Raw genomic sequence first — 26,927 nt, 5'->3', positions numbered from 1 at the left:
TTGATCATGCAGATCCAGTTTTCAGGGAATAAAAGAAGCCATCCTTCTCGGATGGCTTTTTTGCAATCATACCTCCAACCACCAAACTCCCGCGCATTCCGGCAAAGTCACCAGCTTTTCCGCAACGACTCTGTCCGCAAGTTCATTACCAAAGAAAAACCTTGCTTGCCGTTCTGCTTCTTCCAAGTCTGCAAATTGGTAGTCCAAGCGAATCCATTTGTGAGAGAAGCCGTATTTGTTTTCTAACAAGGAATAATACTGTGTAAGAAATTCGGGTGGATGAGGTGCTTCGTATCCGGTCCCCATTGTCTCCATGATGACGATCATTCCACCAGGACGGAGTACGCGTTTCATCTCCAGAATGATCTGTTCCAGATTGAGCTCGTTGTTGGGAACTTCAGAACTGGTGAGGTAGCAAACCGTCCACCCTGCTACGATGACATCCGCACTGTTATCGTCCGCGGGAATATTTCGATGATCCGCTACGCTGGTTTTCCAATTGGAAAGACCGGCATGCGTCAGCTGTTGTGCATTCACTTCTAGCATAGCGGCGGAAGCATCCAGAGCAAGAATGGACTTGGCATGAGGGGCAAGCACAGAGGTGAGTCTTCCTGAGCCAGCTCCCAGATCGATCACGTCCTGTCCTTTGATAGGGGTGATTTCTTCGATGACAGCAAGCAGACTTGGTTGTCTGGAAATCATCAAATCGTACTGTTCCGCTTGCGTTTTATAAATTTGTTCGTGGTTTGGCATCGTTCATCCTCCAGTTACTTGATCGTACTGGGAAATATGGTAAAGCCTCACGCCACGTGAAGGTCAAGAGATAGAAAAAAGGATTCCGCCTCGCAGTCTTATGAGCGACAGGGGAATCCTTCTTTTTCATTTAGGAACGGACAGAAATTAAGTCTTTCGCCAGCGCTACCATCTGATCATGAAGGGTAGGGTCCAGTTGATTGCTTCCGGTGTGGTACGCGAGATGATAAAAGATTCCTTGATCATAGAATTCCATCTCATGGGCGTTTGTAACGATCAGATTGACTGCGTGATTTTTATCATCATATTTGTAAAAGTTATACACATAAGAGCTGTTTGTCGTGATGATATGATGATAGAAAGTGATTTCGTCGGTCAATGGCTCAACGCGCATGACGTTCCCAAACGAATCCAGTCCAGAAGCAGATGGTTTCACATGGGCCAAGGGGTTTTCATCTGTCTCTGTCATGCGTAAGATGAAGAAGTTTTCCGTAATAGGGACTTCGTTATTCTGCGTGTATGTCAGCTGTAGCTGGTATCGTGTTTCTTTTTCGGAGCCTGAGGAGAATGAGACGAGATAGGCCATCTCTTTTTCGACAGGAAAAGGCAGCTTCGTTTTATCCATTGACCTGATACGGCTTTGGAAAGACGAAGGCAATAGCGGTGTCAATTCCTGAATACTCATCGGCTGGTAATGCGTCACGTTTTCAGGATCTTGGGTCAGTCTGTGAATTTCGCTCTGGGCAAAAACATCTCCTCCAGCTTTTACGAGACCAGTGGAAGAGGAACAACCACCAAGCAATAGAAACAGGCTCACTGCAAGCGAACACACAACTTTTGGTCGAAAAATTCTCAAGGCTTTCCTCCTATTATGCCTCCGCCCCCTTCCTTTGATTGGCGAGACGAAGCATTTTATTCCCGACGTTGATTGCAGCTTGAATAATGTAGCCAGTCGTAAACGACAGCACGACTGTTCCGTAATAAATCGGGCCATCTAACAGGAAGCTTGCGCTAAGAAACATGCACGCCAGCAATATTTCTGTCCGTCTGAATGTCCACTTTAATCTTTTCGACATAACCAGTACAAATGCCTCTTGGGGAGCTGTGCACACTTGCGTACACACATACAACCCGATACCGCTGCCGATGCAAATGTTTCCGAGTGCCATGGTCAGAAGCGGCGGCAATGAACGGATACCAGCCATGAGCCCATCGATGGACCCGATCAAATCGACAAAGACGGAGATCAGCACCATGACCAAAATGGCGCCGACAGAAATATAACTGCGATCCATGAAAAGGACGATGATGACAAAGGTCAGGTTAATGGCAAACATCCAAAAGCCAATCGATATCCCGAAGTTTTGATGCAGGGCAATAAACAGAGAATCATACGGGCTAAGACCAAAGGATGTAATGGTCGTCATCATGTTGATCCCGAGCGCCAAAATCAATAAGCCTACGATAAACAAGAGATGTTCAAATTTTAAGCGAATCACAAAGCACGACTCCTTTCATTCTACATAAGGAGAGCATAAGATGTGGAACGCTTTTCAGAGCAAGCGGAATGTGTTTTGATGTATGTAATAAGTACTGATCCGACGTCGAGGAGTAATCTGAGTGGCTAACATAAGAGAAATCGCGAAATTGGCAGGTGTATCCGTTTCAACCGTTTCCCGTGTACTTAACAACCATCCGTACGTGAACGAGAAAAAACGCGCGGAGATTCTCAAGATTATTGAAGAACAAAATTATGTTCAAAACAGTAATGCGGTCCACCTCTCTACCGGAAAAACGATGGTCATCGGTGTGACATTGCCTCTCGTCAACAACCAATACTACAGCTCCATTATCGAAGGGATAGCAGCAGAAGCAGCCCAGCATCATTACAAGCTGATGGTGTGCCAAACGAATAACAACCCCGAGCAAGAACGCAGCGTTTTACACTTGCTCAAAAATAAAAAAATCGACGGGCTTATCATGTGCTCCAGGTCCAGCTCTTGCGAAACGCTCAATGAATACGCAGGATACGGACCTATCATCACGTGTGAAGCAAATGATACCACATCTGTTTCGAGTGTTCATATCGACCACTATCAAACGTTTCTGATCGGGATGGAATATCTGATGAAGAAGGGGCATCGCCGAATCGGGTATTGCATCGGCAGAAAAAACAGCTTTAACAGTCAGTATCGTAAGCGTGCCTATTACGAAAAGCTGCATTCGATTGACGTGACACCTTCCCCTGAGTGGTCATTTGAAGAATGTTTAACGATCCAGGATGGCAAGGATGTTGTGGGGAAGTTGCTGCATTTAGAAGAGCGGCCGACAGCAATGATCGTATCTTGCAATCATATAGCGGCAGGGATCATCAAAGAGGCGAGTAGATTGGGGATTCGCGTACCAGAAGACTTAGCCGTAGTCGGTTGCGATGATCAGCCAATCGGAGAATTACTAGAGATCACCACTGTATCCAGCTCCAGTACGTTGATGGGAAAATACGCTTTTGAGATGCTGTATGAGCGGATTTGGACACAGCAGCTGGATGGGAAAAAGGAAGAGAAGGAACTGTCGCCAGAATTGGTAGAGCGATTGACCACGTGAGCTTGAAAGATAGCACAGTTGATCAAAAAAACGCTCGGCATCTCCCGCATACTAAAGAAAAAATAGGTGAAGGAAGTCAAAGATGGACACGTACAAGCGGATTCAGGACGCGATTGATTATGTCGAAGAGCATCTTCAGGAAGAAATGAACATCACAGATATTGCTTCTAGGGCGCATTTCTCTGCGTTTCATTTTCAACGTCTGTTTCAGGCAATCTCAGGCTTCAGTGTACAGGAGTACATTCGCAAGCGCAGACTGTCGGAAGCTGCACTGGCACTAAAACAGACAAGTGACAATGTGCTCGAAATTGCCGTGACCTATCAATACCAGTCGCAGGAAGCATTGACTCGCGCTTTCGAGAAGCAGTTCGGCATTACACCTGGAAGATATCGAAAAGAAAATCATTCGCTGCCTTATCTAGCCAAGATGGACTTTTTGGCCTTTCGCCAAACGATCAAAGGGGAGATTATGATGAACAAACCAACCATCACGACATTGGATGACATTCGTATCATTGGGCGGAGGTTCCGGACGAGCTTACAGGATGAGCAGCATTTCAAAGACATTCCGGGCTTCTATTATGAATTTGGACGTAATCAAGACTATTTGCGGATTCCGAATAAAGCGGCGGAGGATATGTCGTACGGAATCGCCTGCGAATTTGAAGATGACGGGGGCTTTTCCTTTGTGATCGGGGAGGCTGTGCATCATGTTCCTGATGAACTGTCCGAAGGCTTTATTTCGCTCGTCTTGCCTGGCGGAAAATACGCGGAATTCAAAGTGACGGGTGATGCCGACCTTGTGCAAAACACACGTCGCTACATTTATGGAACATGGTTACCTCAATCGAATTATGAGAGAGGCGAAGGACCGGATTTTGAAGTGACAGATGTGAGGGGTTCACGCTTTCCTGAGGCGATGAGAGTATCTATTTACATCCCGATTCTATAGGTGTTTGTTCAGCCGAACGCAATGAATTTTACAGTACTTTCACACGCCATCCATTCCAGCTTTATACCCGTTTGCTACAGTGTAAATGTAAGAGCGAATGTACAGGAGGCGGGTAGGGTGGAAGTGCAGATTGAGCGCGTCGTAAGAGATGATTTTGCTGAAATGATTACGTTGGCAGATATGACATTACCCGATCGAATGAACTTGCATGAGCTGAAAAAGTATATGGAGATGTTTCCTGAGCTGATTTTCAAGGCGACCTACAACGGCCAGCTCATCGGTTTTAGCTGCGCCGGCATTGATATGTACCAGACGACTGGTTGGCTTCTGTTCAGCAATGTGAGCAAGGAGTTTCAAGGTCAAGGCATCGGCAAGCGGCTAATCGAAGCCAGACTGCAAGCCCTGCGCCAGTTTCCAACACTTCGCACTGTGCAGGTTACGGTGAGTGAAACGAACGCATCCTCTATTCGCGCGCTGTCTGCCTATGGCTTCCGTCTGGCTCATGCTGAGAAGGATTACTACGGGCCGGGCAAGCATCGGAATTTGATGGAGCTGCCTATTTTGCCTATGATTCAACCAGAAAAAATAGAGTCGTCCATCGTGACTACGTAGGTGGATTCATGAAAAAAGCGGAGGAGTTAAAAACTTGCCGCTTTTTTGTTTTTCATATGCTGTATCGATGCTGTAGTGGAGGGAAGAAGTGCATTTCCAGTCTGCGCTTCGACCTACGCCCCGCATGGGGGATTGACTGTACGCTTCGGCATAAATGGCGGGAGCGCTTCAAACGTAGAAGTTTCGATGAAGGATTCCATAAGTGAAGCTGAAATTCCCCGCCATTTATGCCGAAGCTGGGTAGGGCTCCAGAGGCGCTTGGACTGGAAATGCACTTCTTCCTATGCGGCTTTCGACCTTGAAAGTGAGATTCAAGAAGTTGTAGTAAGTAAGCTACTTTGCACTGACTTTCAAAACGGCTTAAAGAATGAATAATAACATAGCTGTAAAGAAGTCCTACCACATGTTTGGAAGGAGACCGCCCGAACGGAGTGAGGATATAGGCGACTGGAAAACATGTGGCAGGGCTTCGGTCTCCACAATGGTAAGAAGACAACAATAATTACCCCTTCGTAGCAATCAGCAAAGCTTCCAACACCTGCTGCCCAAACGCGGTAATCTGCGTCCCTTGCTTCTTGACCCCGATCGAGACACACCCAGCGCGGTCCAGCATGGTCAGCTTGTGCCTGATTTGGGCTTCAGTCATGGAGGGGCCACCGTTCATTCTCGCGAGCAGGGCACTGCGTCCAGTACGCTCCTGACGCTTGTAGCAATCGGACAGCACTTGCAGGATTGCTGTGTAATCTACCAAGGAGCCTTGCCTGGACAAATACCGGATTGTATCCTCCAACGTATCATCCCGGTGAGAGAGAAGTGGTGGAGTAGAGACATGCCCCGCAAAAAAACGCTCTGGCAAATGAGCGAGCTCCACCTGATTCCCCTCTGCGATAACGACTGCATAGTGAATGAAATTTTCCAGCTCGCGAATATTGCCTGGCCAATCGTAACGGAGTAGTTGTTCCGTCACTTCACGGGAGAAGGACAGACGTTGCTTTTTTTTCTGCAAGAAATAATCGATCAGCACCAAAATATCGTCTGGACGATCACGCAAGGGCTGGATGTGCAACGGCAGGACGTTCAGTCTGTAGTACAAATCCTCGCGAAACGTCCCTTTTTTGACCATTTCCATCAAGTTGCAATTGGTAGCAGCGATGACGCGGACATTGACTGGAATGACGCGATAGCCCCCTACACGCATGACCTGCTTTTCTTGGAGAACGCGAAGCAGTGCCGCTTGGATGCTGAGTGGGGCATCCCCAATCTCGTCCAGAAAAATGGTCCCGTTGTGAGCCAGCTCGAATAGCCCCATCTTTCCGCCTTTTCGTGCCCCTGTAAAAGAACCTTCCTCGTACCCGAACAACTCGCTCTCTACCAAGCTCTCGGTCAGCCCTGCGAAGTTGACGGGGACGAACGGACCGTCACGACGCGTCGAGTGGTGATGGATGGCTTGGGCAAAAACTTCCTTCCCCGTTCCGTTTTCTCCTGTAATGAGAATTGTAAAGTCGCTTTCGGCCAGTTTGGTCGCCACACGCTTGTTAGCCTGAATGGACGTGCTTTTGCCGATGATATTGTCAAACGTATACTTGGTCATCAGTCCGAGATTGGCACTCTTCGTCCGTATTTCCTGTTCGATCTGCTGTACCTTCGTCACGTCCTGAAAGGTAATGACTGCCCCAAGAAACTGATCATCCAAGAACGTGGGAATCTTGGTAACCAAGAGGTACAAATCGCGGAACTCCAATACCTGCTTCGTTACTTCTGTGTGTGACTCGACTACCTCCAGAATATGAAATTCGGGAATGACCTCCGCTATATTTCGTCCGATGCAAGTTGCTTCAGTCATATGTAAAATTTTCTCCGCTTCTTTGTTTAGCACAGTAATATTCCCTGTGGCATCTGTGCCAATAATGCCTTCATGAACGGCATTTAAAATGGAGCTCAGCTTTTCATTCAGCTTCCGCTCATTATGTACCGAATTGGTCAGCTTGCGCCCGATATGGACGAAATCACTGATGAAGTCAGCCGTATACAGGTTTGCCTTATCTGGAGACAGATCAAGCAGGCGCGAAATATCAAAGATCGTCGTCAAGTCCAAAGGGCGGTGCCCCAATTCAATGACGTTTTCAAAATGAGCTGGAATCAGCTCCCTGAGTCCATGACAGACAGCGACATCTATTTGATCTTTTTCAGGAAGCGGGGTCTCGGTATCGGGTACGTACGGTATAAAAGTCAGATGGGAGAATCCGAGATGAAACAATAGCTCAATCGCGCCGTCTACCATTTCGATGGAGTTGGAAACAAACAGACAGCGCGTTCCTGGAGGTAAATCCATGAGTTGATCCAACTTGTTAATGTCAATCGTGCGCCTTGCTAGCAGCACGGGGATGTCTGACGGAAGAGCTGGCTGATCATGCAAGAGACTGGTGTCCGAAACGAGAATGAGGTCAACTGCATCGTACACACTCGGGTGAAGCCGTTCTTGCATATGGTTTCGAATGATGTTCAAGCGGTTGCCGAAAAAAGACGTGAGCGTGTTTGCAAACACCAAGCTGATCGTCTCCAGCCGGGTCATCAACAAGATGCATGGGTTCTGTTTTATCATGATGCGACTCCTTTATATTTGCCGAATAGCTTTTAGATTTGGGTGAAAATATTGGAGCGGATATCTATTAAAAACAACCTATATTATAACCTAAAAAACCAGGATTGTTCAGAAATGCTTAACTTTTATAACAATATGCTTTTGGCACAAATCTTGCTATACATCCGGTAGAGCTAAACGAGATACTAGAAAAGACATTAAGGAGGAGGATGTATCGGATGAATCCGTTCTTATACTTGGACGAGCATCGCGACGAAATAGTGCGAACATACAAAGATTTGCATCAATTGGCGGAGCCGAGCTGGCAAGAGGAGAAAACGGCGAGATATTTGCGGGAACGCTTGGAGGCGGCTGGTATTGCCGTCACACGCTTCGAGGGGCACCACGGCTTCTATGCGGAGATTCCTGGAGAGAGTGCTGAAATCGTTGCTTTGCGCGCGGATATGGATGCACTCGTTCAGGAAGTAGATGGCGTAGTAAGACCGAATCATTCATGCGGACACGATGCTCACTCGACACTGGCTCTCTACAGCGCCCTGGCTATTCAAGCAAGCGGAGTGGTACCGCCAAAAACGATGCGCTTTCTTTTCCAGCCTGCTGAAGAGAAGATGGGCGGAGCCTTGCAGCTGATGAAGGATGGCGCCCTGGAAGGCGTGACAAAGCTGATCGGTGTCCATCTGCGCCCGGAAATGGAAGTCCCGTATGGCAGCGCTGCTCCGGCGATTTTGCATGGATCGTCTAGCTCTCTCAGAGGGACGATTACAGGTCTGCAAGCACACGGAGCACGTCCGGCGCTCGGAAAAAATGTCATCGAAGCCGCTTCGTTTTTGGTTCAGGCGTTGCAAAACATTCGTCTGGAAGACGGGTGCTCTTTTTCCGTGAAGATGACCCAATTGCAAGCAGGGGGAGAAACGGTGAACGTCATCCCTGATCGAGCGACCTTTAGCCTCGATGTACGTGCACAGTCCAATGAAGGCATGGCGGAATTGCGGAGAAAAACCGAGCATGCCATGGCTCAGACAGGGGCTTTGATGGGCATGGATGTGGAGTGGGAATGGTCGGGAGTCACACCGGCTGCGGTCGCCAATGCGAATATGATCCAAGTAGCCAAAAAGGCAATTGGGCAAGTGCTGGGTGAGGACAAAATTGCCGATATATGTGTGACACCAGGTGGAGAGGACTTCCATTTTTACGCGATTCACCGCCCTGAGCTTGCTACCACGATGATTGGTTTGGGGTGTGGTCTCACACCTGTTCTGCATCATCCACAGATGACTTTTCAGACAGATGCCTTGATTTATGGGGCAAAAATCATGACAGCTGCGATTTATGAAGCAGCCCAACATTCTTAGAGAACCGCTACACACGCAGGGGGTTACCTTATGACAGAGAGCAAGCAACTAAAAAAGAAAAGCTTATTTCGGCTAGACGCCTATGTCCTTTTGTTTTGCATCTTACTTCTATGTGCATTGGCTACCTATGTGGTCCCGACAGGAGAATTTGACCGTGTAAAAAACGGCAATGTGACGACGGTTGTACCGGGTAGCTATCATGCGGTCGAGCCGAATCCTACGGGCTTTATCGAGTTTTTTACCGCGATCCAGACAGGGATGGTCAAAGGCGCACCGATCATCTTCCTCGTTTTGTTCACAGGCGGTGCTTTAGCAGTTTTGGATAAGACAGGTGCACTTAACGCAGCGATTCTGACCATGGTCCGAAAACTGGGAAATAGAGAGTGGCTGCTGGTTATTTTGATTACTTCCGTCTTTTCCATTTTGGGTACGTTGGGTGTCATCGTCAACTCCGTCATTGCTTTCGTTCCGCTCGGCATCATGATTGCGAGAGCGATGAAAATGGATGCGATCTTTGGTGTGGCTCTGATTTATCTGGGTGTGTATGCCGGATTCAATACGACAATTGCTTTTCCAGGAACGCTGGGCTTGTCCCAACAAATTGCGGAGCTGCCGCTGTTTTCAGGTATCGGCTACCGCACCATCATTTATGTTACATTTGTGATCGTAACCATCCTGTACATCGGACGTTACGCGCGTAAGGTTCGTCAAAACAAGAGTATCTTGGAGGGTGAGCTCTTTCCTTCTGATAGTGGTGCAACCACGATGGAAGTAGACACGAATAATGTTGATTTTACTACCCGTCACAAATTGATCCTGGCGTTTACGGGGATCGTTCTGATTGGTTTTATCGTCTGCACGATCTTGTTCAAATGGGACGTAAACGAGATGTCTGGAATCTTTATTTTTATTGCGATCGGAGTAGGCTTGCTCAACAAGATGAGCGGCAACGATATTGCCAAAACGTTCTTAAAAGGCTGTCAGGGATTGATTTACGGGGCATTGATCGTCGGTATGGCACGTTCTGTCACGGTCATTTTGGAGGATGGAAAGTTCCTCGATACCATCGTGTACGGGCTTGCTACCATCCTGGAGCCGCTCTCTCCGATGGCAGGGGCGATTGGGATGTTCCTCGGAAGCGCCGGGCTGCACTTCTTGATTTCGTCCGGTTCGGGTGAAGCCGTTATGCTGATGCCGCTGCTGGCACCATTGGCTGATCTGATGGGCATTACGCGTCAGGTCGCAGTAGAGGCTCTAATGCTCGGAGAAGGTGTCGTCAATTGCATTAACCCAACCTCAGGTGTTCTGATGAGTATTTTGGCGATGAGTGGCATTTCCTACGGCAAGTGGCTGAAGTTCATGCTTCCGCTCACAGCGGTATGGACAGTTCTCTCCATCGTGTTTATCGTGATCGGAGTATTGATGAACTGGGGCCCGTATTAATTCTACATGCGATGACAAGGAAGGCCTGGCCTCTGCCAGCTTTCTAGAAAAAAATCCCCCAACAGCTACAAAGCTTTGGGGGATTTCCTTTCCTCTTATTGACCAATGATGATGCGTTCTTTCGGATAATGGTAGCGTACGATTCGGTCATTGCGCTTCAAGAAGAGGAGCAAATTGATAATCCCGATACGTCCGATCATCATCGTAATAATCAGGATGAGCTTGCCGCCTATGCCCATCTGAGCCGTAATCCCGGTAGATAATCCGGTCGTACCGAAAGCAGAGCAGACCTCGAACAAGACGTACTGGAAAGGTAAGTCCTCCAGCCAGACGAGCAGCATGACCGCTGTGAACACCAGGATGATTGCGATGAAAAAGACACTAAAGGAGCGTTGAATGTCCTCATCAACCAGCTCTCTTCCGAACACCTTTACATCCTTGTAGCCACGCATGTTGGCAAAAACAGAGGCAATCAGGACGAAGAACGTCGTGGTCCGTATTCCCCCGCCCACGCTGCTCGGCGAGGCGCCAATGAACATCATCCCGGAGAGCATGATGAGTGTTGTGGTCGACAAGAGGCTGATATCCATCGTAGCCAAGCCGCCGCTTCGTGAGGAGACGGAGTGAAACAATGAATAGAACAGCATTTCATGCCAAGACTTATCGACCAAAAAGTGATTTCGTTCAAAAACGAAAATGAGCAGGGCGCCAATGGCGATCAAGGAAAAGAACGTCAGTGTCGTGATCTTGGTGAAGAGGGAAAAGGTGAAACGCACTTTTGCGCGGCGATAGGAAAAGTACGTTCTCAGCTCCACGAGAACGGGAAAACCGATCGCTCCACAAATAATCAAGATCATCACGATAGTCTGAAACACGTAATCGTGGGTAAAGTCGAGCATGGAGTTTCCGTGCAGGTCAAACCCGGCATTCGTAAAAGCACTGACAGATGCAAAGTAACCGTGGTAAAAAGCGGTGTACCAATCGTCGTAATAGCCGGCGTAAATAAAATGACTACCTAACAGGATGGTTCCCACCAGCTCGATCATGAGCGCAATCACGAGAATATTGCGCATCAGATCGACCAGACCGGACAGCGTGGAGCGGTTGTGGTCTGTCGCGATCCAGATACGCTGTTCCAGGCCGATTTTTTGACCCATGAGGATCCAAATGAACGTGCCGAGTGTCATGATTCCGACCCCGCCAACCTGGAAGAGCAACGTAAGAAACAAAATCCCCCACTGGTTGAAAACCTCATGAATCGTAATGACAGTCAGCCCGGTAACGCTGATGGCACTCGCCGCAGTAAACAAAGAGTCAATAAAAGAAAGCGAGACTCCCGGCAAGTGAAAAAACGGCAATGACAGAAGAAACGCTGAGATCAGGATGAGCCCAACGTAGGCGAACACGATGATTTGAACAGATGTCAATCGACGCTTTTGATTGGATGATAACAAAATAAATGGCCTCCTGAATAAGCTTCATGAGGATAATCATACCAAAAAAAGTTCGCAAGCAAAAATACAAAAGATACGTTTACCCATTGTTCATGAGCCGAACCAATGCTGACAGAATTCTGCCTGCGGTATTTTTCGCGGTTGACAATGTATCTGTAATAATGGTAAAGTTCAGAATGTATTTATTGGAAATTCAAAATATTAATGGAAAGGTGGGCTAGTCATGAAAAGAATTGTACGCATGGGTCATTCAAACAAGGGCATACATGACGTAACCCCACCATTGATACGAGCGTAGTATCGTTTTTTTGATCTCGTTAACATGGCGTAGGTTACATTTTTCGTAACTTGCGCCTTTTCTATTTTTGTTGAGGAAAAGGCATGTTGCTCATGGGCGATATGTCTTTTTTTGGCCTCTTTAAAAGGTCACCCAGCCGGGTAAAGAGAGGGGAGAAATACGGATGTTCTCGGTTTTGGCAAAGCTTGATTGGTTTTTCAAGGAGCATTGGAAACGGTATACGGTCGCTATTCTGCTATTGATTCTGGGCGGCTTATTGGAGATTATCCCTCCAAAAATCATCGGGGTGGCTATTGATGAGATTCACCTGGGGACGCTGACTGGCGAGCGGCTAGTATCCATCTTGCTGTTTTTCGGTGTATTGTCTGTCGCGATTTATTGGGTCAATTTTATCTGGATTCGCCAGTTGTTTGGGGGAGCGTTTCTGGCGGAGCGGACGTTACGGTCGAAGCTCATGACACATTTTTTGCGGATGACGCCAACGTTTTATCAGCGCAATCGTACCGGTGATCTGATGGCACGAGCGACAAATGACCTAAAGGCTGTCTCGATGACGACAGGCTTTGGAATTTTAACGATGGTGGATTCGTTATCCTTTACAGGGGCAATTGTGCTGACGATGGGTTTTTTGATCAGTTGGAAGCTGACCTTAGCGGCGATTCTTCCATTGCCGTTCATGGCCTATATCATTAAGCAGTATGGGAAAAAAATTCACGAGCGATTTTCTACCGCACAAACCTCGTTCGGTGAGCTGAACGACCGCGTGCTGGAATCCGTCTCTGGGGTTCGCGTGATTCGAGCTTACGTACAGGAGATGGCGGATCAGGAGCGCTTTCGCCAAAAAACACATGAAGTGTATCAAAAAAATATCGATGTGGCGAGAATCGATTCGCTGATTGAGCCGACTGTCAAAATATTGGTTGGGATCAGTTATATGATCGGCTTGATCTACGGTGGCTACCTCGTGTTCCAAAGAGAACTGACCTTGGGAGAGCTGGTCTCGTTCAACGTCTATCTCGGGATGCTCATTTGGCCGATGTTTGCGATTGGCGAATTGATTAATGTGATGCAAAGAGGAAGTGCCTCGCTGGATCGGGTCAATGAAACCTTGGCGTACGAAGCCGATGTGACGGATCACGACAAACCAGTTCGTGTGGCAGTACCAGAAGTCATTCGGTTCGATTCCGTGACATTCCGCTATCCATCTGCGCAGGTTGACCAATTAGTGGATGTCTCCTTTACTCTGGGGCGGGGTCAGACGCTAGGAATCGTCGGGCGTACGGGAAGCGGGAAATCCACGTTGGTTCGACAACTGCTTCGCGAATATCCGGTAGGACGGGGAGCCATTAGTGTTTCGGGAGAGGCGCTAGAACAGATTAGTCTGGATAACATCAAGAGCTGGATCGGCTATGTACCGCAGGAGCAGATTCTGTTCTCGAAGTCAGTCCGCGAAAACATCCTGTTCGGGAACAACGAGGCAACAGAAGAACAATTACAGGAAGTGTTGAAGCAGGCCGCATTTGCTCGGGATGTGCAGCTATTGCCTGAAGGCTTGCAAACGCTTGTTGGTGAAAAAGGTGTAGCCCTTTCAGGTGGGCAAAAACAGCGGGTTTCGATTGCTCGGGCTCTGTTGGTCAATCCGGAAATTTTGATTCTCGACGATGCCATGTCGGCGGTGGATGGCAAAACCGAAGCGGAGATGATCACGAATATTCGCCGGGAGCGTGCAGGCAAAACAACACTGATCACCACACATCGCTTATCGGCGGTCCAGCATGCAGATTGGATTCTCGTCATAGACGAAGGACGAATCGTCGAGGAAGGTACACATGCACAGCTATTGGAGCTGGGTGGTTGGTATAAAGAACAATTCGAGAAACAGCAGATTGAAGCGACGCTGACAGAAAGCGGGTGAATGAATGACGACAGGGAAAAGGCTAGTCCATTATGCATCCATTTTTAAAAAGACGATCCTCTTAGCGGTATTGATGCTGTCTATCTCAGTTGGGGCAGAACTGACGGGACCGTTTTTGGCGAAAAAAATGATCGATACGCACATCATGGGCATTGAATTCCCTTGGTATGAGACGGCACAGCGTGAGAATTCCGTGTTCTACAAAGGGAAGTATTACACCAGACAGGATCACTTGGTAGCTAGTGAGAGCACAGGTGGGGAAGTTCGTGTTCTGCAGGTGGGGCGCGACTATTATTTTTTGAATCAGGCGATTTCGTATGATGGGCAGCGCTCCGTTGAGGATGGGAAGCTCGTCATTGTCAAAGGTGCGGATCGAGCGGAGTACCAGGCCACTCTCTTAAGCAATCAGGAGATATTTGAATTTTTCCGGCCAGAGACAAGCGGCTTGCTCACATTGGCAGCTCTCTATTTCGGATTATTGGTAGTTGCCTCACTTTTCCACTATGGGCAAAAATTTTTATGGCAAAAATCAGCGAATCAGGTCATCGAGAGACTGCGTATTGACGTGTTCGCGCATATCCAACGATTGCCCATTCACTATTTCGATCATCTCCCTGCTGGGAAGGTGGTTGCTCGTGTCACAAACGATACGGAGGCGATCCGTGAGCTGTTTACGAATGTGCTCGGCAACTTTATTACGAGCGGGATTTATTTAATCGGTATTTTCGCAGCGCTGTTCTTGCTTGATATACGACTCGCGCTCGTTTGTCTGGTCATTTTGCCAATCATGGTGGTGTGGATTTACTTGTACCGCAAGTACGCCTCTGGATTCAACCATGTCATTCGGGCACGCATCAGTGACATCAACGGAATGATTAACGAGTCGATCCAAGGGATGCCGATCATTCAGGCGTTTCGCAGGGAAAAGGAAACGATGCGGGAATTCGGCGAGCTGAACGAAGAGTTGTTCACCTACCAAAATAAAATGCTGCGGCTCAATGCGACCGCTTCGTTTAACCTGGTTCAGTTCATCCGCAATATCGCGTTTGTTTTGTTCATCTGGTATTTCGGAGGAGCGTCCCTCGGGATAGGTACACTGCTCTCACTTGGTGTCCTCTACGCATTCGTCGATTATTTGAATCGCTTGTTCCAGCCGATGACACAGATCGTCAACCAATTGGCGAACCTGGAGCAATCCCTCGTTGCGGCGTCGCGTGTGTTTGAACTGCTGGATGAAGAGGGTGTCGACGTTGATCCAGCAAAGGTTCCGTGCTATCAGGGGAATGTTCGCTTCGACGATGTTTCCTTTGCCTACAAAGACGACCAATACGTACTGAAAAACATTTCGTTCGAAGCTTGGCCTGGAGAGACAGTGGCACTAGTTGGTCACACGGGTTCGGGAAAAAGCTCGATTATTAATCTGTTACTCCGTTTCTATGATGTAAACAGAGGAGCGATTATGATTGATGGGCGCAATGTGCAGTCGTTTTCCAAACAGCAGCTTCGTCAGCATATGGCTATTGTTTTGCAGGACCCGTTTTTGTTTACAGGAACGATTCGTTCCAATGTGAGTCTGGATGATCCGTCAATTTCGCCGGAAAAAGTGGAGAAGGCATTGTGTGATGTAGGGGCAGACCAACTGTTCCGCAGTCTTCCGAAAGGATTCGATGAACCCGTTATCGAGAAGGGAAGCACGCTTTCGCTCGGACAGCGTCAGTTAATTTCGTTTGCTCGTGCTCTCGCGTTTGACCCGGCTATCCTCATTCTGGATGAAGCGACCGCCAGCATCGACACGGAAACAGAGGGCATTATTCAGAATGCGCTTGAGGTGTTGAAAAAAGGGAGAACGACCTTCATTATTGCTCATCGCCTGTCTACGATCAAAAATGCAGATCAAATTCTCGTACTGGATCGAGGCAGAATTGTAGAGCGAGGAAAGCATGAAGACTTGATGGAGAAACAAGGCAGGTACCATCAGATGTATCAATTGCAGCAAGGGAACAAAGAAGTGCGGGTGCAAGAGGCAGTAGGTAAGCATGGGAGCGCCGCAGCCCTGACCTAGTTTTTTCTACTCTTTTTGCCTCTTGAACGGTAAGATAGAGCATAGAAGTATGGACTTTTCAGGGGGGATCATCATGCCACACCTTATCGTTCGAGGCATTCAAGCTGAACAAATGGCTACGATTAGCGAACCGCTTGCAGTGGAGCTTGCTGCACTCTGCCAATGCGGTACAGACAATTTCACAATCGAATGCTTGCATACAACAGGCGTTTTTGGCGGGAAGATCGTGGAGTCGTTTCCTTTTATTGAAGTAGCATGGTTTGAGCGGGGGCAAGAGGTTCGTGACCAGTTTGCCCAGATTGTAACCAAGCATGTCCTATCTCTTGGCATCCCAGAAGTGGAAATGGCATTTGTCGCTTATCAAAAAGAAAGCTATTATGCCAACGGAGAGCATTTCTAAGAGAAGCCGACAGGTGCTGTCGATTTCCCGGGAAAGAATCAAGACATTCGACAAGCGTACAGACAACTAAATGAATACAAGCATGGAATAAGGGTGTTCCTTCCTGTAGTACGAGGTTTTTCGTACGAGACGGGTGGAGCACCTTTTCATTTTATTCGCAGAACCAAAAATTTCTAAAATAGGTGTCACAAACAAAAGATGCCAGTTGTTATTCATAGTGAGAGGAGGGCAAACCGTGGAAAAAACAGAGATAGAGCGCCTGCTGATCGAAATAAAAGGCGGTTCTCTTGAGCAATACGAACTCATTATCGATTACTATCAACAACCGATCTTTACATACTGCTATCACATGCTCGGTCACCGTCAAGATGCAGAAGACGCTGTCCAGGAAGTCCTGTTTCGTGCCTACGAGCATCTTGATCAGTATACGTACTCGCTGTCATTTTCGGCATGGCTGTATCGGATCGCTTACAACCATTGTGCGAATGTGCTAAAGCGCAGGAAATTAAGCCGCGTGTTGCCCTTTTTGTACAACCGTGATCAGGATGGACGCAACTATGTGGAGGAGAGCATCGACAGCAATTATTTGGGGGAGCCAATCGAACGCATCTGGAAACGGCTGTCCGCCGAAGAACGCACACTTATTTTCCTGCGTGTGCTAGAGGAAAGAGAGTACGAGGAAATCGCGGAGCTGATGGACAAAAAGCCAGCAGCCTTGCGCAAACAATTTGAACGCGTTTTGAAAAAGTGCAAACGTTATTTGCCAACGATGGGAGGGGTGCTGAATGATGGACAAAAATCCGTTTAAGCACATGAGAGACATGCTGGTAGCGAAGCCAGTCCCGAAAGTCGATGTCAAACATAAAGTCATGGCAGCAATTCGTGCCAAAGAAAACAAGGAGGAAAAAGTCGTGAAAAAGAAAATCGGTTTGCTAGTCACTGTAGGTATGCTCGTTGGAGCGTCTTCCGTATGGGCAGGAGTGGAAATGATCCAATTGAAAAATGAGAAGGGCGAAGTAGTGCTAAAGCTTAAACAAATGAGTATGCAAGAACAGCAACAAAAGATGCAACAGCTCCCCCCTGACATACAGGATCAGATCAAGAATCGAAATGCAGAGATTTTTAAACAGTTGGATACGGGGGAACAAATCGTCAATGGATTAAAACCTGGCGAAGCGGTTGCCATTTATTGGCCGCTGACAAAACTTCAGTTGGAATCAAATCCAAACAGTACTCCGTTCGTAGATGTACGATCCAAGCCTTTTACCTATACAACGTGGAAGGACATGGAACAAAAGGTTGGCCATCTGTTCAAGGTACCGGCAGAGATGGGGACGGATTTCAAGTTTGTAGCAGGTGAAGCGATCTATCTTCCAAGTGACAAGTATGATGAGAAAGCGATGAAAGAGGAACAAGAAAGAACGAAAAAAGAATACGTGGTACAACCAATTCCATTATCAGACAAGCTTCGTGATGCAGAGATTGAGTACAAGGGCCAAAAAGGAAGTGCTTTCTTAGAAGTTTCCATCCTGGGTGACAACAATAAAAGTGGAGGTACACTTGCGGAGAATTTGGAGAAAGTCATGATTGGCGACAATGAAGCCGTGTACTCCACTTTCGCACCTGAAAATGGGGACACCGTACACTCTTTGGATTGGGTGAAAAATGGTACAAAGGTGAACTATAACCTGAGAGCCAAGATGAGTGTAAGCACGAAAGAAGAGCTGCTGAAAATGGCGGAACAAATCAATCAAGCGAAATAATGAGAAATTCTCTCAGAGAAAGTGGCATCCAAAGACGAGTTGATCAAAACACCGAGCAGATCAACGATACGAAATAACCATATTCCTAAAAGAGGAGTACCACAAAGCACAGTTTGGCTTGTGGTACTCCTTTTCTTTCGCTAATTGCTTACATCACGTAGCTTGTTTGCCTTTTTGCCCATCAACTGCTTCAAGCCATCCATATTAATCAGGATAATCCCGACAATAATCGTGATTCCCCCTGCTAAAGACAGGAGATAAAGCGGCTCATTGTACAGGATGACGCCCAAGCTTAAGGCAATCAACGGAGAGATATAGAGCCACGTGGAGGGAAACACAGGGTTGGTTTTGGCAACAAGCCAATAGAAAATGGTGTGCCCCATCATGGAACCAACGAAGACCAAGTACAGGAGCGAGAGGATGGCATTAGCCGTGAGCATCGATTCGATATGCACTTGCTCCGTAAATAACGATAAGACAAGCAGCATGGCTCCTCCATACATCATCTGTGCCGCATTCAAAGCGATGGGTGAGGTATCTTGAAACCGTTGGATGACGCTCCGGGAGTATACTGCACCAGCAGAATAAAAGAGTTCCCCGAATATGACTGCGATGCACCCTGTAAGCCAAAGGAGACTGAATGAGACGGTCACACCGGGTAAAATCAGCAAAAAGACACCGACAAAGGCAACCAAGCAACCCATCCAAGCAATACCGGAGGGCTTTTGCCGAGTAATACCGGTCTGAAGCAGCATCACCATGAGAGGGCCTGTTGCAGATAATATCGCTGCAATTCCTGAACTTACATGCTGCTCTGCCCAATACAAGGGGGCAAATGTCCCGAACGTCAAACCGATACCGGTAAGGAGCATTTCTTTATGAAACAGCAGCGAGAGACGCGCCTGTTTTTTCCAGAGCATAAATGAAAACAAAATGACACCTGCCAGAAAGAACCGAAGTCCTCCTGAGAAAAACGGCGGAGCTCCAGCATCGATCCCGACTTTGATTGCCAGAAAAGTCGTTCCGAATATCAAGCACATGACCACATAATTAAGCAGTACCATTATGATTCCTCCCTTTTCCTCATCATAAGGGGAAGGGAATAGAACAGATGAAATAGAATAGAACAGATACAGAGATCCATCCATTATCATGGGGGAAGGGGGGAGCGGCATGAAAAGGAAGGCTCTTTCAAACAGTCATTCTGATAAGCTGTTCGAACAAGTGTATGACTATCTTCTGGAACGAATCAGACGCGATGAGTGGAGGGCACATGAAAAGCTCCCTTCTGTTCGAACGTTGGCGTTGGAATTGAATGTGCATCGCCTGACCGTTTTTAAAGCATTTCAATTATTAAAGCAAAACCGCCATGTGTACGTGAAGGATAAGTCGGGGTATTATGTACAACCGAGCAGCCTGTTGCCAGTGGAGTCGCTGAATGATCCAATCGTTTCTGCCTATGTGCACAAGAGTTATCTTTCGGAAATTCATCAGGTGCAGGCGACCTATCAATTTTCCAAAGCATTGATCGAACCTAATTTATTGCCGAATCATTACTTTTCCGAGTACGTGAAGAAAGTGTTTGATCTGTATCCAAAAGTGCTGGGTACCTACTCAACCACACAGGGAGATCAGGAGCTGCGGGAAGCACTGTGCAGCTATTATGTCAGCCGTAATCATTTTCACCTGTCCCCCGATGAGCTGATGATTACATCTGGTTCGCAGGAAGCGATTGATTTGGTTGCCAGAGTCCTTGTAAAGCCGCGTGATGTCGTGTTGATTGAGAGACCTACGTACAGTCCGGCTATCGATGTATTCGGAAGACAGGGCGCCAACATGATTTCCATCGAGATTTCGCCGGATGGCTATGATTTGGAGCAGGTTGAACTGTTGATGCAAAAAGAAAAACCACGCTTGTTTTATCTAAATCCGACCTTTCATAATCCGACAGGCTATACGGTTCCCGCTGAACAACGGAAAAGACTGGTGGAGCTGGCTGCGAAGTATCAGTGTCTGATCGTAGAGGATGATCCGTGCCGCGATATTTACTTCGGTGACGAGCCTCCACTGCCGTTTTTTTCTTACGACACGGCGGGCTATGTCATCTATCTGCGCAGCTTTAGTAAGTACATTGCGCCGGGGTTAAGTATTGCGACTGTGGCATGCCGTCCATCTATTATGAATTATTTGATTCAGGCGAAATCACTGTCCGACAGTGGGGCGCCCCTGCTGAATCAAAAGATTTTTTTGCATTATTTCTTCTCCGAACGGATGCAGCAGCATTTGGCGAAGCTGCGGATTGCATTGGCCATTCGCCGGGATATTATGGAGGAAGAGCTGTCTGTGACCGACTGGGAGTGGTCCAGTCCACCAGGAGGCTTTAATTTATGGGTGAAGCTGCCTGATTCTGTCCCGATGGATAGTCTTTTGGCGAAATGCATAGAACAATCGATTACGTTTGTGCCCGGTGCGATCTGTGATCCGCTGCGGGAGTTTAGCTCTTGGATACGCATCAGTTATTCCTATTTGAATGAACACCAGCTGCGCAACGGTTTGCAAAGGCTCGTCAGTACGGTTCGTCAGTTGAACATGTAGGAAAAGGAAGGGCTGGGTTGAATAATCCGTATTTGAAAATATAAAAATTTTAAGAAGTGCGATGTACTGTGTTATACTGAGTCTACCATTTACTGTTCTGTAGCATTCCCTACTCCATTTACGTGAGTAGGGTTTTTTATTTGTGTCTCAGACAACAAAAAAACAGACACCCTTACAGGAGTCTGTTTTTTGTGTTTGGTTAAATTAAACTTTTTGAACGTTAGTAGCTTGTGGTCCGCGTTGGCCTTGTTCTACGTCAAAAGTAACTTTTTGACCTTCGTCAAGGGATTTGAAACCGTCGCCTTGGATAGCAGAGAAGTGTACGAATACGTCTTCTTTACCTTCGCGCTCGATAAAACCAAAACCTTTTTCTGCGTTAAACCATTTTACTGTACCTTGTTCCATTGTTATTGCCTCCTAGTGTGTAACACACATATATTACTATCCTTGCTCTCAGGATCATCTAGACGAAATTTTGCTATCTACGCTATCCGTTGCTTCGAACAAAAATAATTCTCTACTAGCATAACAGGATATTGAAAGGATAGCAAATCATTCGCGTATATTTGATGAAAGAAAATATAAATGAGCCACTATACTAACTCCAACCCGTTCAGATTTCACAAGTTTTTATTCAGATCAGTCAATTCCTTGGCCGTCAGATTTCGCCATTGCCCCAATTTCAAATTCCCCAGCCCAATGTTCATGATGCGTACTCGCTCAAGCTTTCTTACCTGATAACCAAAAGCCTGACACATCCGTCTGATTTGCCGATTGAGCCCTTGCGTTAGCACGATATTGAAGACGCGGTCGCTGACTTTGGTTACTTTGCAAGGCTTGGTAGTCGTTCCGAGAATGCGTACGCCGTTTGCCATTCCATGCAAGAAATTCGCCGTGATGGGCTTGTCTACGGTGACGATGTACTCTTTGTCATGATTGTTCTCAGCACGCAAAATTTTGTTTACGATATCCCCGTCATTGGTTAACAGGATGAGGCCTTGCGAATCTTTATCCAGACGCCCGATAGGAAAAATCCGCTCCGGGTGATTCACGAAATCGATGATGTTGCCTTTGACGTGCAGTTCAGTTGTACACGTAATTCCAACAGGCTTGTTCAAGGCGATGTAGACATCTTTCTTTTTGACACCGAGGGGCTGTCCATCGATGCGAACGTCATCTCCTGACGCAACCGTACTTCCCAGTTCCGCGAGTTGGCCATTGATCGTCACGCGCTTGGACTCGATTAATTTATCGGCTTCTCTTCGTGAGCAAATGCCGGTTTCACTGATGAACTTATTAATTCGCATGAGACATTCCTTTCGCTATTACTGCTGCTTTTCCAGTTTTTCAAGTAATTTATTCCGCCAAGGCAGGGCCAATTCCTCCACCTCGAGCATACGCTGTATCGTCCCTTGGGATGGTGCCTTGTCATGGAAGTACAAGTGGTGGATGGAAGCCACACTGACTTGCTTTGGATGAGCAGAGATTAGGGCAATCTCTGAGTCTGGCTTGATCGTCCCTTCCTGCAAAACGCGGAAGAAATAGCCCGTATAGCCCATTTCCACCACGGCTTTGAGCAGTTGGTTATTGTTGTTGCGCTTGTTAATCGTCGCGCAAGGAAATCTGCCTTGGGTCACTTGCAGGATCGTATCACCAAATTGATACACATCCCCGATGCAAACCTGCTCTTCGGTCATGCCAGCGAGTGTGAGATTTTCTCCGAATGCCGCATTGGTCAGAGGTTGGCCGAATAACTTCTCCCAATGGGCATAATGTTCAAAAGGATACGCACAGACGACGCGGTCTGGGCCACCGTGATACTCTGGATTTGCGATATCGTCGTCATCAATTTTCTCGGAACGGACAACAAGCTCGTTTGCTTCTTCCTTCCAAATGCCGGAGAGATATTCCTTGCCGTTGTACATATTATTTTTAGGCAAACCTTTACTAATAGTAACGATTTTTCTGGTCAACTTATGCTCACTCCCAGCCTGTACGATTGCTTCTCTTTTTATCCCCATACTATACCACATTCCCTAATATCCTCCACAGCGGATGGGCATCAGCGAACGCTTCTGGTATGATGATAGAAAGGAATACACAGGAGGCCTCAGTGACATGCAATCATTTGGTGTGGCACTACACACAGATAAATATCAGATCAACATGATGTACGCCCATTGGGTAAACGGAACACACAATCAGAAGGTCGTTTTCGAAGCATTTTTCCGCAAGCTGCCTTTTGGAAACGGATACGCTGTATCTGCCGGATTGGAAAGAATCGTTTCCTATATAAAAAATTTGCGTTTTGAAGAAAGCGATCTCAAGTATTTGAGTGAGCAGGAGGAGAACTACGATCCGAAGTTTTTGGAAGAGCTGCGCCAGCTTCGTTTTAAGGGCTCGCTCTACTCTGTCAAAGAAGGAACCGTGGTTTTCCCGAACGAGCCGCTCATTCGCGTAGAGGGGCGTGTCATGGAGGCACAGCTGGTTGAGACGGCCCTGTTGAACTATATGAACTACCAGACGCTGATTGCAACCAAAGCTTCGCGGATTAAAAACGTGGCGGGCAATGATGTTCTTATGGAGTTCGGAACGAGAAGGGCGCAGGAGGCAGATGCTGCGCTGTGGGGGACGCGGGCAGCTTATTTGGCTGGCTTTGACGCGACATCGAACATGTTGGCAGGGAAAATGTTTGGCATTCCGACAAAAGGAACACACGCTCACTCATGGGTACAGAGCTTTGAGAGTGAGGAAGAAGCATTTGAGCGCTTCGCAGCAGCTCTACCAGGACAGGTAACCTTGCTGGTCGATACTTACGATACACTCAAAAGCGGCGTCCCGAATGCAATTAAGGTCGGAAAACGCCTGGAGAAACAAGGCAAAAAGCTGACAGCAGTGCGCTTGGACAGTGGCGACTTGACGTATTTGTCCTGCAAGACGCGTGAAATGCTGGATAAAGCAGGCATGACTGATGTGCAAATTGTCGCTTCCAACGATCTCGATGAGCACACGATTATGAACCTGAAAGTACAGGGAGCACGCGTAAATAGCTGGGGAGTTGGAACGCAGCTCATCACGGCAGCGGATCAGCCGACGCTCGGAGGCGTATACAAGCTGGTGGCACGCGAAGGCGTGGACGGAGAATATCAGCCGACCATCAAAATCTCCGGGAATCCGGAAAAAGTCACGACGCCGGGCATTAAAGATATGTACCGATTGATTGATCCGGAAACAGGCAAAGCGATTGCTGACTACATGTGCTTCCCGCATGAAACAACAGTCGAAAAGGGAGCCCCGCTCCATTTGTTCCATCCGAGCCATACGTATTTGAGCAAGCATTTGGAGAACTACCAGGCAGAGTCGTTGCTCGTTCCGGTATTTGTTGATGGGGAACTGATTTATGAACTGCCGACCCTCCAAGAGATTCGCAACTACCATCGTGAGCAACTCAAGCTGTTCTGGCCTGAATACTTGCGCATGTTGAATCCGGAGCATTACCGTCTGCACATCAGCGAAGAGATGTGGGAAACGAAAACAAAGCTGATGAAGGCATATTTGAAAAAATAAGAGAAAACGTCTGATGTGTCGCGAGGATGCATCAGGCGTTTTTTATTTGTTTACCAAAAATAACACAATAATGTGAAAACAAAGAAAATAAATTGTCTGAATTTACTTTCATCGTATATAATTACTCCATTCATCCTTTAGTTCTGCGCCAAGGTGATGTGAAAAGTATTGGGGAGGAAGAGAGATGCTAAATACTGTAGAGAAAGAAAACCTGAATCCATACGAGATTGTGCAGAAACAGATTGACGCTGCAGCGGCATTGTTGGGATTGCGGAGCGATGCTGTCGAAATTTTAAAGCGACCCAAACGAGTATTGGCCGTCAGCTTTCCTGTCAAGATGGATGATGGCAGCGTGCGTGTCTTTGAAGGCTACCGATCTCAGCATAATGATGCAGTAGGACCGACCAAGGGAGGGATTCGCTTTCATCCGGATGTGACGATGGATGAAGTCAAGGCGCTCTCCATGTGGATGTCATTTAAATGTGGCGTGGTTGGTCTTCCTTATGGCGGCGGAAAAGGTGGCGTCATATGTGATCCCCACGAATTCAGCAAAAATGAGCTGGAACGAGTCAGCCGCGGCTTCATGGAAGCCATCGCTGATATTGTCGGACCTGAGACAGACATACCTGCACCCGATGTGTATACGACCCCACAAATTATGGGGTGGATGATGGATACGTACAGTCGATTAAAAGGCACCTATTCTCCGGGAGTGATCACTGGAAAACCACTCTCAGTCGGCGGCTCCAAAGGAAGAAACGAAGCGACTGCTCGCGGATGTGTCTTTACCATACTTGAAGCATTAAAAGATTCTGGACGCAAGCCAGAACAAACAACTGTCGCGATCCAAGGCTTTGGCAATGCGGGAAGAATAGCAGCGAGGCTGTTAACAGAGCTAGGCTTCAAAATCGTGGCAGTCAGTGACTCCCGCGGAGGTATTTATGATGCTGCTGGCTTGGATATCGAAAAGGTAGGACAGTTAAAAGACAACGCCACCATTTTGGACTATGTAGGTGGTACGGTCATCTCCAATGAACAGCTGTTGGAGCTCGAGGTGGACATTCTGATCCCGGCCGCGTTGGAAAATGTCATCACAGCAGCCAATGCCGACAGCATTCAAGCCAAGTGGATTGCAGAGGCAGCAAACGGACCTACTACACCCGATGCTGACGCCATTTTGCGGGAAAAAGGGATTACCGTGATCCCGGACATTCTCGCCAATGCAGGTGGTGTAACCGTTTCTTATTTTGAATGGGTGCAAAACCTGATGAATTACTACTGGTCCGAGGTTGAGGTAAACGAAAAGCTGCAAACGACCATGATTAACGCCTATCGCGCCGTAAAAGAACTCTCTGATCAATACAAGGTGGACTTGCGCACAGGAGCCTATATGATCTCGCTTTTGCGAATTACGGAGGCGATGGAAGCACGCGGCTGGATTTAAGGGAAGAAACCTCTTGCAACTTGCTTGCAAGGGGATTTTTTCGTTTTCCTTTGAGGGATTAGCAGGAAGGCGAGTATTTTTGTCGAATTTGTCGGATTATTGTTTTTCTACCTGTGTTCAAAGGATGGAAAGGGGGATTTTTATGCCAATCAAATTGCCAGACGAATTGCCTGCAACGGAAATACTCGCCCAGGAAAATATTTTTGTGATGAAGGATAGCCGTGCCTTCACACAGGACATACGACCGCTCAGGATCGTCATTCTCAACCTCATGCCGGTGAAGGAAACAACGGAAACACAGTTGCTCCGCCTCCTGGGGAATACGCCGCTACAGGTGGAAATCGTGCTTTTGCACATGTCCAGTCATACGTCCAAAAATACGTCAGAAGAGCATTTATCGTTGTTTTATAAAACGTTTGAGGAGATCCGTGACCAGCGATTTGATGGCATGATCATCACCGGAGCGCCAGTCGAACAGCTCGAGTTCACAGACGTCACGTATTGGCAGGAGCTGACAGAAATCCTCGACTGGAAAATGGAGAACGTCACCTCGACCATGCATATTTGTTGGGGAGCACAAGCGGGTCTTTACCACCACTTTGGCGTTCCGAAGCATCCTTTGCCAGGAAAAATGTTCGGAATCTTCCCTCACACGCTTAATAAGCAAAATGTGAAGCTGTTCCGCGGATTTGATAACTACTTCCACATTCCGCATTCCAGGCATACCGAAAATCGCAGGGAAGACATCGAGCAAGTGCCTGAACTGGAGATTTTGTCCGAGTCTGATGAAGCAGGGGTTTACATCGTAGCGACCAGGGATGGCAGACAAATTTTCGTGACAGGACATTCCGAGTACGATCCGACGACCCTGCAAGACGAGTACCAGAGGGATGTGAACAAAGGCCTGGATATAGCTGTTCCGCGTAATTACTATCCAAAGGACGATCCAAGCCGCGAGCCCATCGTCACCTGGCGCGCACATGCCAATCTGATGTTTTCTAACTGGTTAAACTATTACGTTTACCAAGAGACACCGTATGATTTGAACAACGACAAGCGATAGCAACGTAGCAGCCATCCGAGGTGATTCGGATGGTTTTTGCCATTTAGT

General features: G+C 47.4%; 23 protein-coding genes. 14 read left to right on the top strand and 9 right to left on the bottom strand.

Going from position 1 to position 26,927, the window contains the following annotated elements:
• Positions 1 to 66: 66 nt before the first annotated feature.
• The 3 genes from HP401_RS23015 to HP401_RS23005 form a co-directional block, all read right to left on the bottom strand.
• Positions 67 to 753 (bottom strand): class I SAM-dependent methyltransferase, encoded by a 687-nt coding sequence (locus HP401_RS23015; protein WP_173606659.1) that lies wholly within the window; start codon positions 751 to 753, stop codon positions 67 to 69.
• 130 nt (positions 754 to 883) lie between these two features.
• Positions 884 to 1,609 carry a hypothetical protein gene (locus tag HP401_RS23010; protein ID WP_173606658.1) on the bottom strand — a complete coding sequence of 242 codons (726 nt, stop codon included), beginning with the start codon at positions 1,607 to 1,609 and terminating at the stop codon, positions 884 to 886.
• A 13-nt stretch (positions 1,610 to 1,622) separates the two neighbouring features.
• Complete coding sequence (locus HP401_RS23005) at positions 1,623 to 2,252, bottom strand: YczE/YyaS/YitT family protein (protein WP_172142648.1); 630 nt, start codon at positions 2,250 to 2,252, stop codon at positions 1,623 to 1,625.
• Between the two features lie 121 nt (positions 2,253 to 2,373).
• Here HP401_RS23005 and HP401_RS23000 point away from each other — a divergent pair, with 121 nt between their 5' ends.
• The 3 genes from HP401_RS23000 (at position 2,374) to HP401_RS22990 (ending at position 4,921) form a co-directional block, all read left to right on the top strand.
• Positions 2,374 to 3,357 carry a LacI family DNA-binding transcriptional regulator gene (locus HP401_RS23000; protein ID WP_173606657.1) on the top strand — a complete coding sequence of 328 codons (984 nt, stop codon included), beginning with the start codon at positions 2,374 to 2,376 and terminating at the stop codon, positions 3,355 to 3,357.
• Positions 3,358 to 3,439: 82 nt separating this feature from the next.
• Entirely contained in the window at positions 3,440 to 4,309 is an 870-nt protein-coding gene (locus HP401_RS22995; RefSeq protein ID WP_173606656.1) for an AraC family transcriptional regulator, read from the top strand.
• A 117-nt stretch (positions 4,310 to 4,426) separates the two neighbouring features.
• Entirely contained in the window at positions 4,427 to 4,921 is a 495-nt protein-coding gene (locus HP401_RS22990) for a GNAT family N-acetyltransferase (RefSeq protein WP_309145150.1), read from the top strand.
• A 502-nt stretch (positions 4,922 to 5,423) separates the two neighbouring features.
• Here the strand turns inward: HP401_RS22990 and HP401_RS22985 are convergent.
• Positions 5,424 to 7,523 carry a sigma-54 interaction domain-containing protein gene (locus HP401_RS22985; protein WP_173606654.1) on the bottom strand — a complete coding sequence of 700 codons (2,100 nt, stop codon included), beginning with the start codon at positions 7,521 to 7,523 and terminating at the stop codon, positions 5,424 to 5,426.
• A 218-nt stretch (positions 7,524 to 7,741) separates the two neighbouring features.
• Between HP401_RS22985 and HP401_RS22980 the strand changes: the two genes are divergently transcribed.
• Together HP401_RS22980 and HP401_RS22975 are read left to right on the top strand one after the other, a co-directional pair.
• On the top strand, positions 7,742 to 8,875 hold the full coding sequence (locus HP401_RS22980; RefSeq protein WP_173606653.1) for a M20 peptidase aminoacylase family protein: 1,134 nt from the start codon (positions 7,742 to 7,744) through the stop codon (positions 8,873 to 8,875).
• 30 nt (positions 8,876 to 8,905) lie between these two features.
• Entirely contained in the window at positions 8,906 to 10,318 is a 1,413-nt protein-coding gene (locus HP401_RS22975; protein WP_173606652.1) for a YfcC family protein, read from the top strand.
• 95 nt (positions 10,319 to 10,413) lie between these two features.
• On the opposite strand, the gene HP401_RS22970 is transcribed toward HP401_RS22975, so the two are convergent.
• The gene (locus tag HP401_RS22970; RefSeq protein ID WP_173606651.1) at positions 10,414 to 11,772 is read right to left on the bottom strand and encodes a TrkH family potassium uptake protein; all 1,359 of its coding nucleotides are present in this window, start codon (positions 11,770 to 11,772) and stop codon (positions 10,414 to 10,416) included.
• A 461-nt stretch (positions 11,773 to 12,233) separates the two neighbouring features.
• Here HP401_RS22970 and HP401_RS22965 point away from each other — a divergent pair, with 461 nt between their 5' ends.
• The 5 genes from HP401_RS22965 to HP401_RS22945 all read left to right on the top strand — a co-directional run bounded on the left by HP401_RS22965 (position 12,234) and on the right by HP401_RS22945 (position 18,210).
• On the top strand, positions 12,234 to 13,985 hold the full coding sequence (locus tag HP401_RS22965) for an ABC transporter ATP-binding protein (RefSeq protein WP_064202382.1): 1,752 nt from the start codon (positions 12,234 to 12,236) through the stop codon (positions 13,983 to 13,985).
• Positions 13,986 to 13,989: 4 nt separating this feature from the next.
• Complete coding sequence (locus tag HP401_RS22960) at positions 13,990 to 16,047, top strand: ABC transporter ATP-binding protein (protein WP_173606650.1); 2,058 nt, start codon at positions 13,990 to 13,992, stop codon at positions 16,045 to 16,047.
• A 73-nt stretch (positions 16,048 to 16,120) separates the two neighbouring features.
• Complete coding sequence (locus HP401_RS22955; RefSeq protein WP_012684582.1) at positions 16,121 to 16,447, top strand: DUF1904 family protein; 327 nt, start codon at positions 16,121 to 16,123, stop codon at positions 16,445 to 16,447.
• A 235-nt stretch (positions 16,448 to 16,682) separates the two neighbouring features.
• Positions 16,683 to 17,255: an RNA polymerase sigma factor gene (locus HP401_RS22950; protein WP_173606649.1), complete on the top strand. Its 573-nt coding sequence runs from the start codon at positions 16,683 to 16,685 to the stop codon at positions 17,253 to 17,255.
• On the top strand, positions 17,233 to 18,210 hold the full coding sequence (locus HP401_RS22945) for a DUF4367 domain-containing protein (protein ID WP_173606648.1): 978 nt from the start codon (positions 17,233 to 17,235) through the stop codon (positions 18,208 to 18,210). Before HP401_RS22950 ends, HP401_RS22945 begins: the two co-directional genes overlap by 23 nt.
• A 140-nt stretch (positions 18,211 to 18,350) precedes the next feature.
• Here HP401_RS22945 and HP401_RS22940 read toward each other — a convergent pair whose 3' ends face one another.
• Complete coding sequence (locus HP401_RS22940; RefSeq protein WP_173606647.1) at positions 18,351 to 19,274, bottom strand: DMT family transporter; 924 nt, start codon at positions 19,272 to 19,274, stop codon at positions 18,351 to 18,353.
• Positions 19,275 to 19,383: 109 nt separating this feature from the next.
• Between HP401_RS22940 and HP401_RS22935 the strand changes: the two genes are divergently transcribed.
• Positions 19,384 to 20,805 (top strand): aminotransferase-like domain-containing protein, encoded by a 1,422-nt coding sequence (locus HP401_RS22935; RefSeq protein ID WP_173606646.1) that lies wholly within the window; start codon positions 19,384 to 19,386, stop codon positions 20,803 to 20,805.
• A gap of 204 nt (positions 20,806 to 21,009) precedes the next feature.
• Here HP401_RS22935 and HP401_RS22930 read toward each other — a convergent pair whose 3' ends face one another.
• From HP401_RS22930 to HP401_RS22920, 3 genes are all read right to left on the bottom strand, one after another.
• Complete coding sequence (locus tag HP401_RS22930) at positions 21,010 to 21,210, bottom strand: cold-shock protein (protein ID WP_007721941.1); 201 nt, start codon at positions 21,208 to 21,210, stop codon at positions 21,010 to 21,012.
• A gap of 215 nt (positions 21,211 to 21,425) precedes the next feature.
• Positions 21,426 to 22,112 (bottom strand): 23S rRNA pseudouridine(2604) synthase RluF, encoded by a 687-nt coding sequence (gene rluF / locus HP401_RS22925; RefSeq protein ID WP_173606645.1) that lies wholly within the window; start codon positions 22,110 to 22,112, stop codon positions 21,426 to 21,428.
• 18 nt (positions 22,113 to 22,130) lie between these two features.
• Positions 22,131 to 22,838: an MOSC domain-containing protein gene (locus HP401_RS22920; RefSeq protein WP_254457152.1), complete on the bottom strand. Its 708-nt coding sequence runs from the start codon at positions 22,836 to 22,838 to the stop codon at positions 22,131 to 22,133.
• Between the two features lie 85 nt (positions 22,839 to 22,923).
• Between HP401_RS22920 and HP401_RS22915 the strand changes: the two genes are divergently transcribed.
• From HP401_RS22915 to metA, 3 genes are all read left to right on the top strand, one after another.
• On the top strand, positions 22,924 to 24,372 hold the full coding sequence (locus HP401_RS22915; RefSeq protein WP_173606644.1) for a nicotinate phosphoribosyltransferase: 1,449 nt from the start codon (positions 22,924 to 22,926) through the stop codon (positions 24,370 to 24,372).
• Positions 24,373 to 24,556: 184 nt separating this feature from the next.
• Positions 24,557 to 25,816, top strand: a complete 1,260-nt coding sequence (locus HP401_RS22910; RefSeq protein WP_173606643.1) for a Glu/Leu/Phe/Val family dehydrogenase — start codon at positions 24,557 to 24,559, stop codon at positions 25,814 to 25,816.
• Positions 25,817 to 25,958: 142 nt separating this feature from the next.
• Positions 25,959 to 26,879: a homoserine O-acetyltransferase MetA gene (metA, locus tag HP401_RS22905; RefSeq protein WP_173606642.1), complete on the top strand. Its 921-nt coding sequence runs from the start codon at positions 25,959 to 25,961 to the stop codon at positions 26,877 to 26,879.
• Positions 26,880 to 26,927: the final 48 nt, after the last annotated feature.

It is taken from the genome of Brevibacillus sp. HB2.2 (genome assembly GCF_013284275.1).
GTDB classification, from domain to species: Bacteria; Bacillota; Bacilli; order Brevibacillales; family Brevibacillaceae; genus Brevibacillus; species Brevibacillus brevis_D.
This window is presented reverse-complemented; position numbering and strand designations above follow the sequence as displayed.

Coding starts and splice junctions, on each gene's coding strand:
- HP401_RS22985 (WP_173606654.1), bottom strand. CDS start 7,523: ATGATAAAACAGAACCCATGCATCTTGTTGATGACCCGGCTGGAGACG.
- HP401_RS22995 (WP_173606656.1), top strand. CDS start 3,440: ATGGACACGTACAAGCGGATTCAGGACGCGATTGATTATGTCGAAGAG.
- HP401_RS22910 (WP_173606643.1), top strand. CDS start 24,557: ATGCTAAATACTGTAGAGAAAGAAAACCTGAATCCATACGAGATTGTG.
- HP401_RS22935 (WP_173606646.1), top strand. CDS start 19,384: ATGAAAAGGAAGGCTCTTTCAAACAGTCATTCTGATAAGCTGTTCGAA.
- HP401_RS22930 (WP_007721941.1), bottom strand. CDS start 21,210: ATGGAACAAGGTACAGTAAAATGGTTTAACGCAGAAAAAGGTTTTGGT.
- HP401_RS22980 (WP_173606653.1), top strand. CDS start 7,742: ATGAATCCGTTCTTATACTTGGACGAGCATCGCGACGAAATAGTGCGA.
- metA (WP_173606642.1), top strand. CDS start 25,959: ATGCCAATCAAATTGCCAGACGAATTGCCTGCAACGGAAATACTCGCC.
- HP401_RS22960 (WP_173606650.1), top strand. CDS start 13,990: ATGACGACAGGGAAAAGGCTAGTCCATTATGCATCCATTTTTAAAAAG.
- HP401_RS22920 (WP_254457152.1), bottom strand. CDS start 22,838: ATGTGGTATAGTATGGGGATAAAAAGAGAAGCAATCGTACAGGCTGGG.
- HP401_RS23015 (WP_173606659.1), bottom strand. CDS start 753: ATGCCAAACCACGAACAAATTTATAAAACGCAAGCGGAACAGTACGAT.
- HP401_RS22975 (WP_173606652.1), top strand. CDS start 8,906: ATGACAGAGAGCAAGCAACTAAAAAAGAAAAGCTTATTTCGGCTAGAC.
- HP401_RS22965 (WP_064202382.1), top strand. CDS start 12,234: ATGTTCTCGGTTTTGGCAAAGCTTGATTGGTTTTTCAAGGAGCATTGG.
- HP401_RS22940 (WP_173606647.1), bottom strand. CDS start 19,274: ATGGTACTGCTTAATTATGTGGTCATGTGCTTGATATTCGGAACGACT.
- HP401_RS22915 (WP_173606644.1), top strand. CDS start 22,924: ATGCAATCATTTGGTGTGGCACTACACACAGATAAATATCAGATCAAC.
- rluF (WP_173606645.1), bottom strand. CDS start 22,112: ATGCGAATTAATAAGTTCATCAGTGAAACCGGCATTTGCTCACGAAGA.
- HP401_RS22955 (WP_012684582.1), top strand. CDS start 16,121: ATGCCACACCTTATCGTTCGAGGCATTCAAGCTGAACAAATGGCTACG.
- HP401_RS22945 (WP_173606648.1), top strand. CDS start 17,233: ATGATGGACAAAAATCCGTTTAAGCACATGAGAGACATGCTGGTAGCG.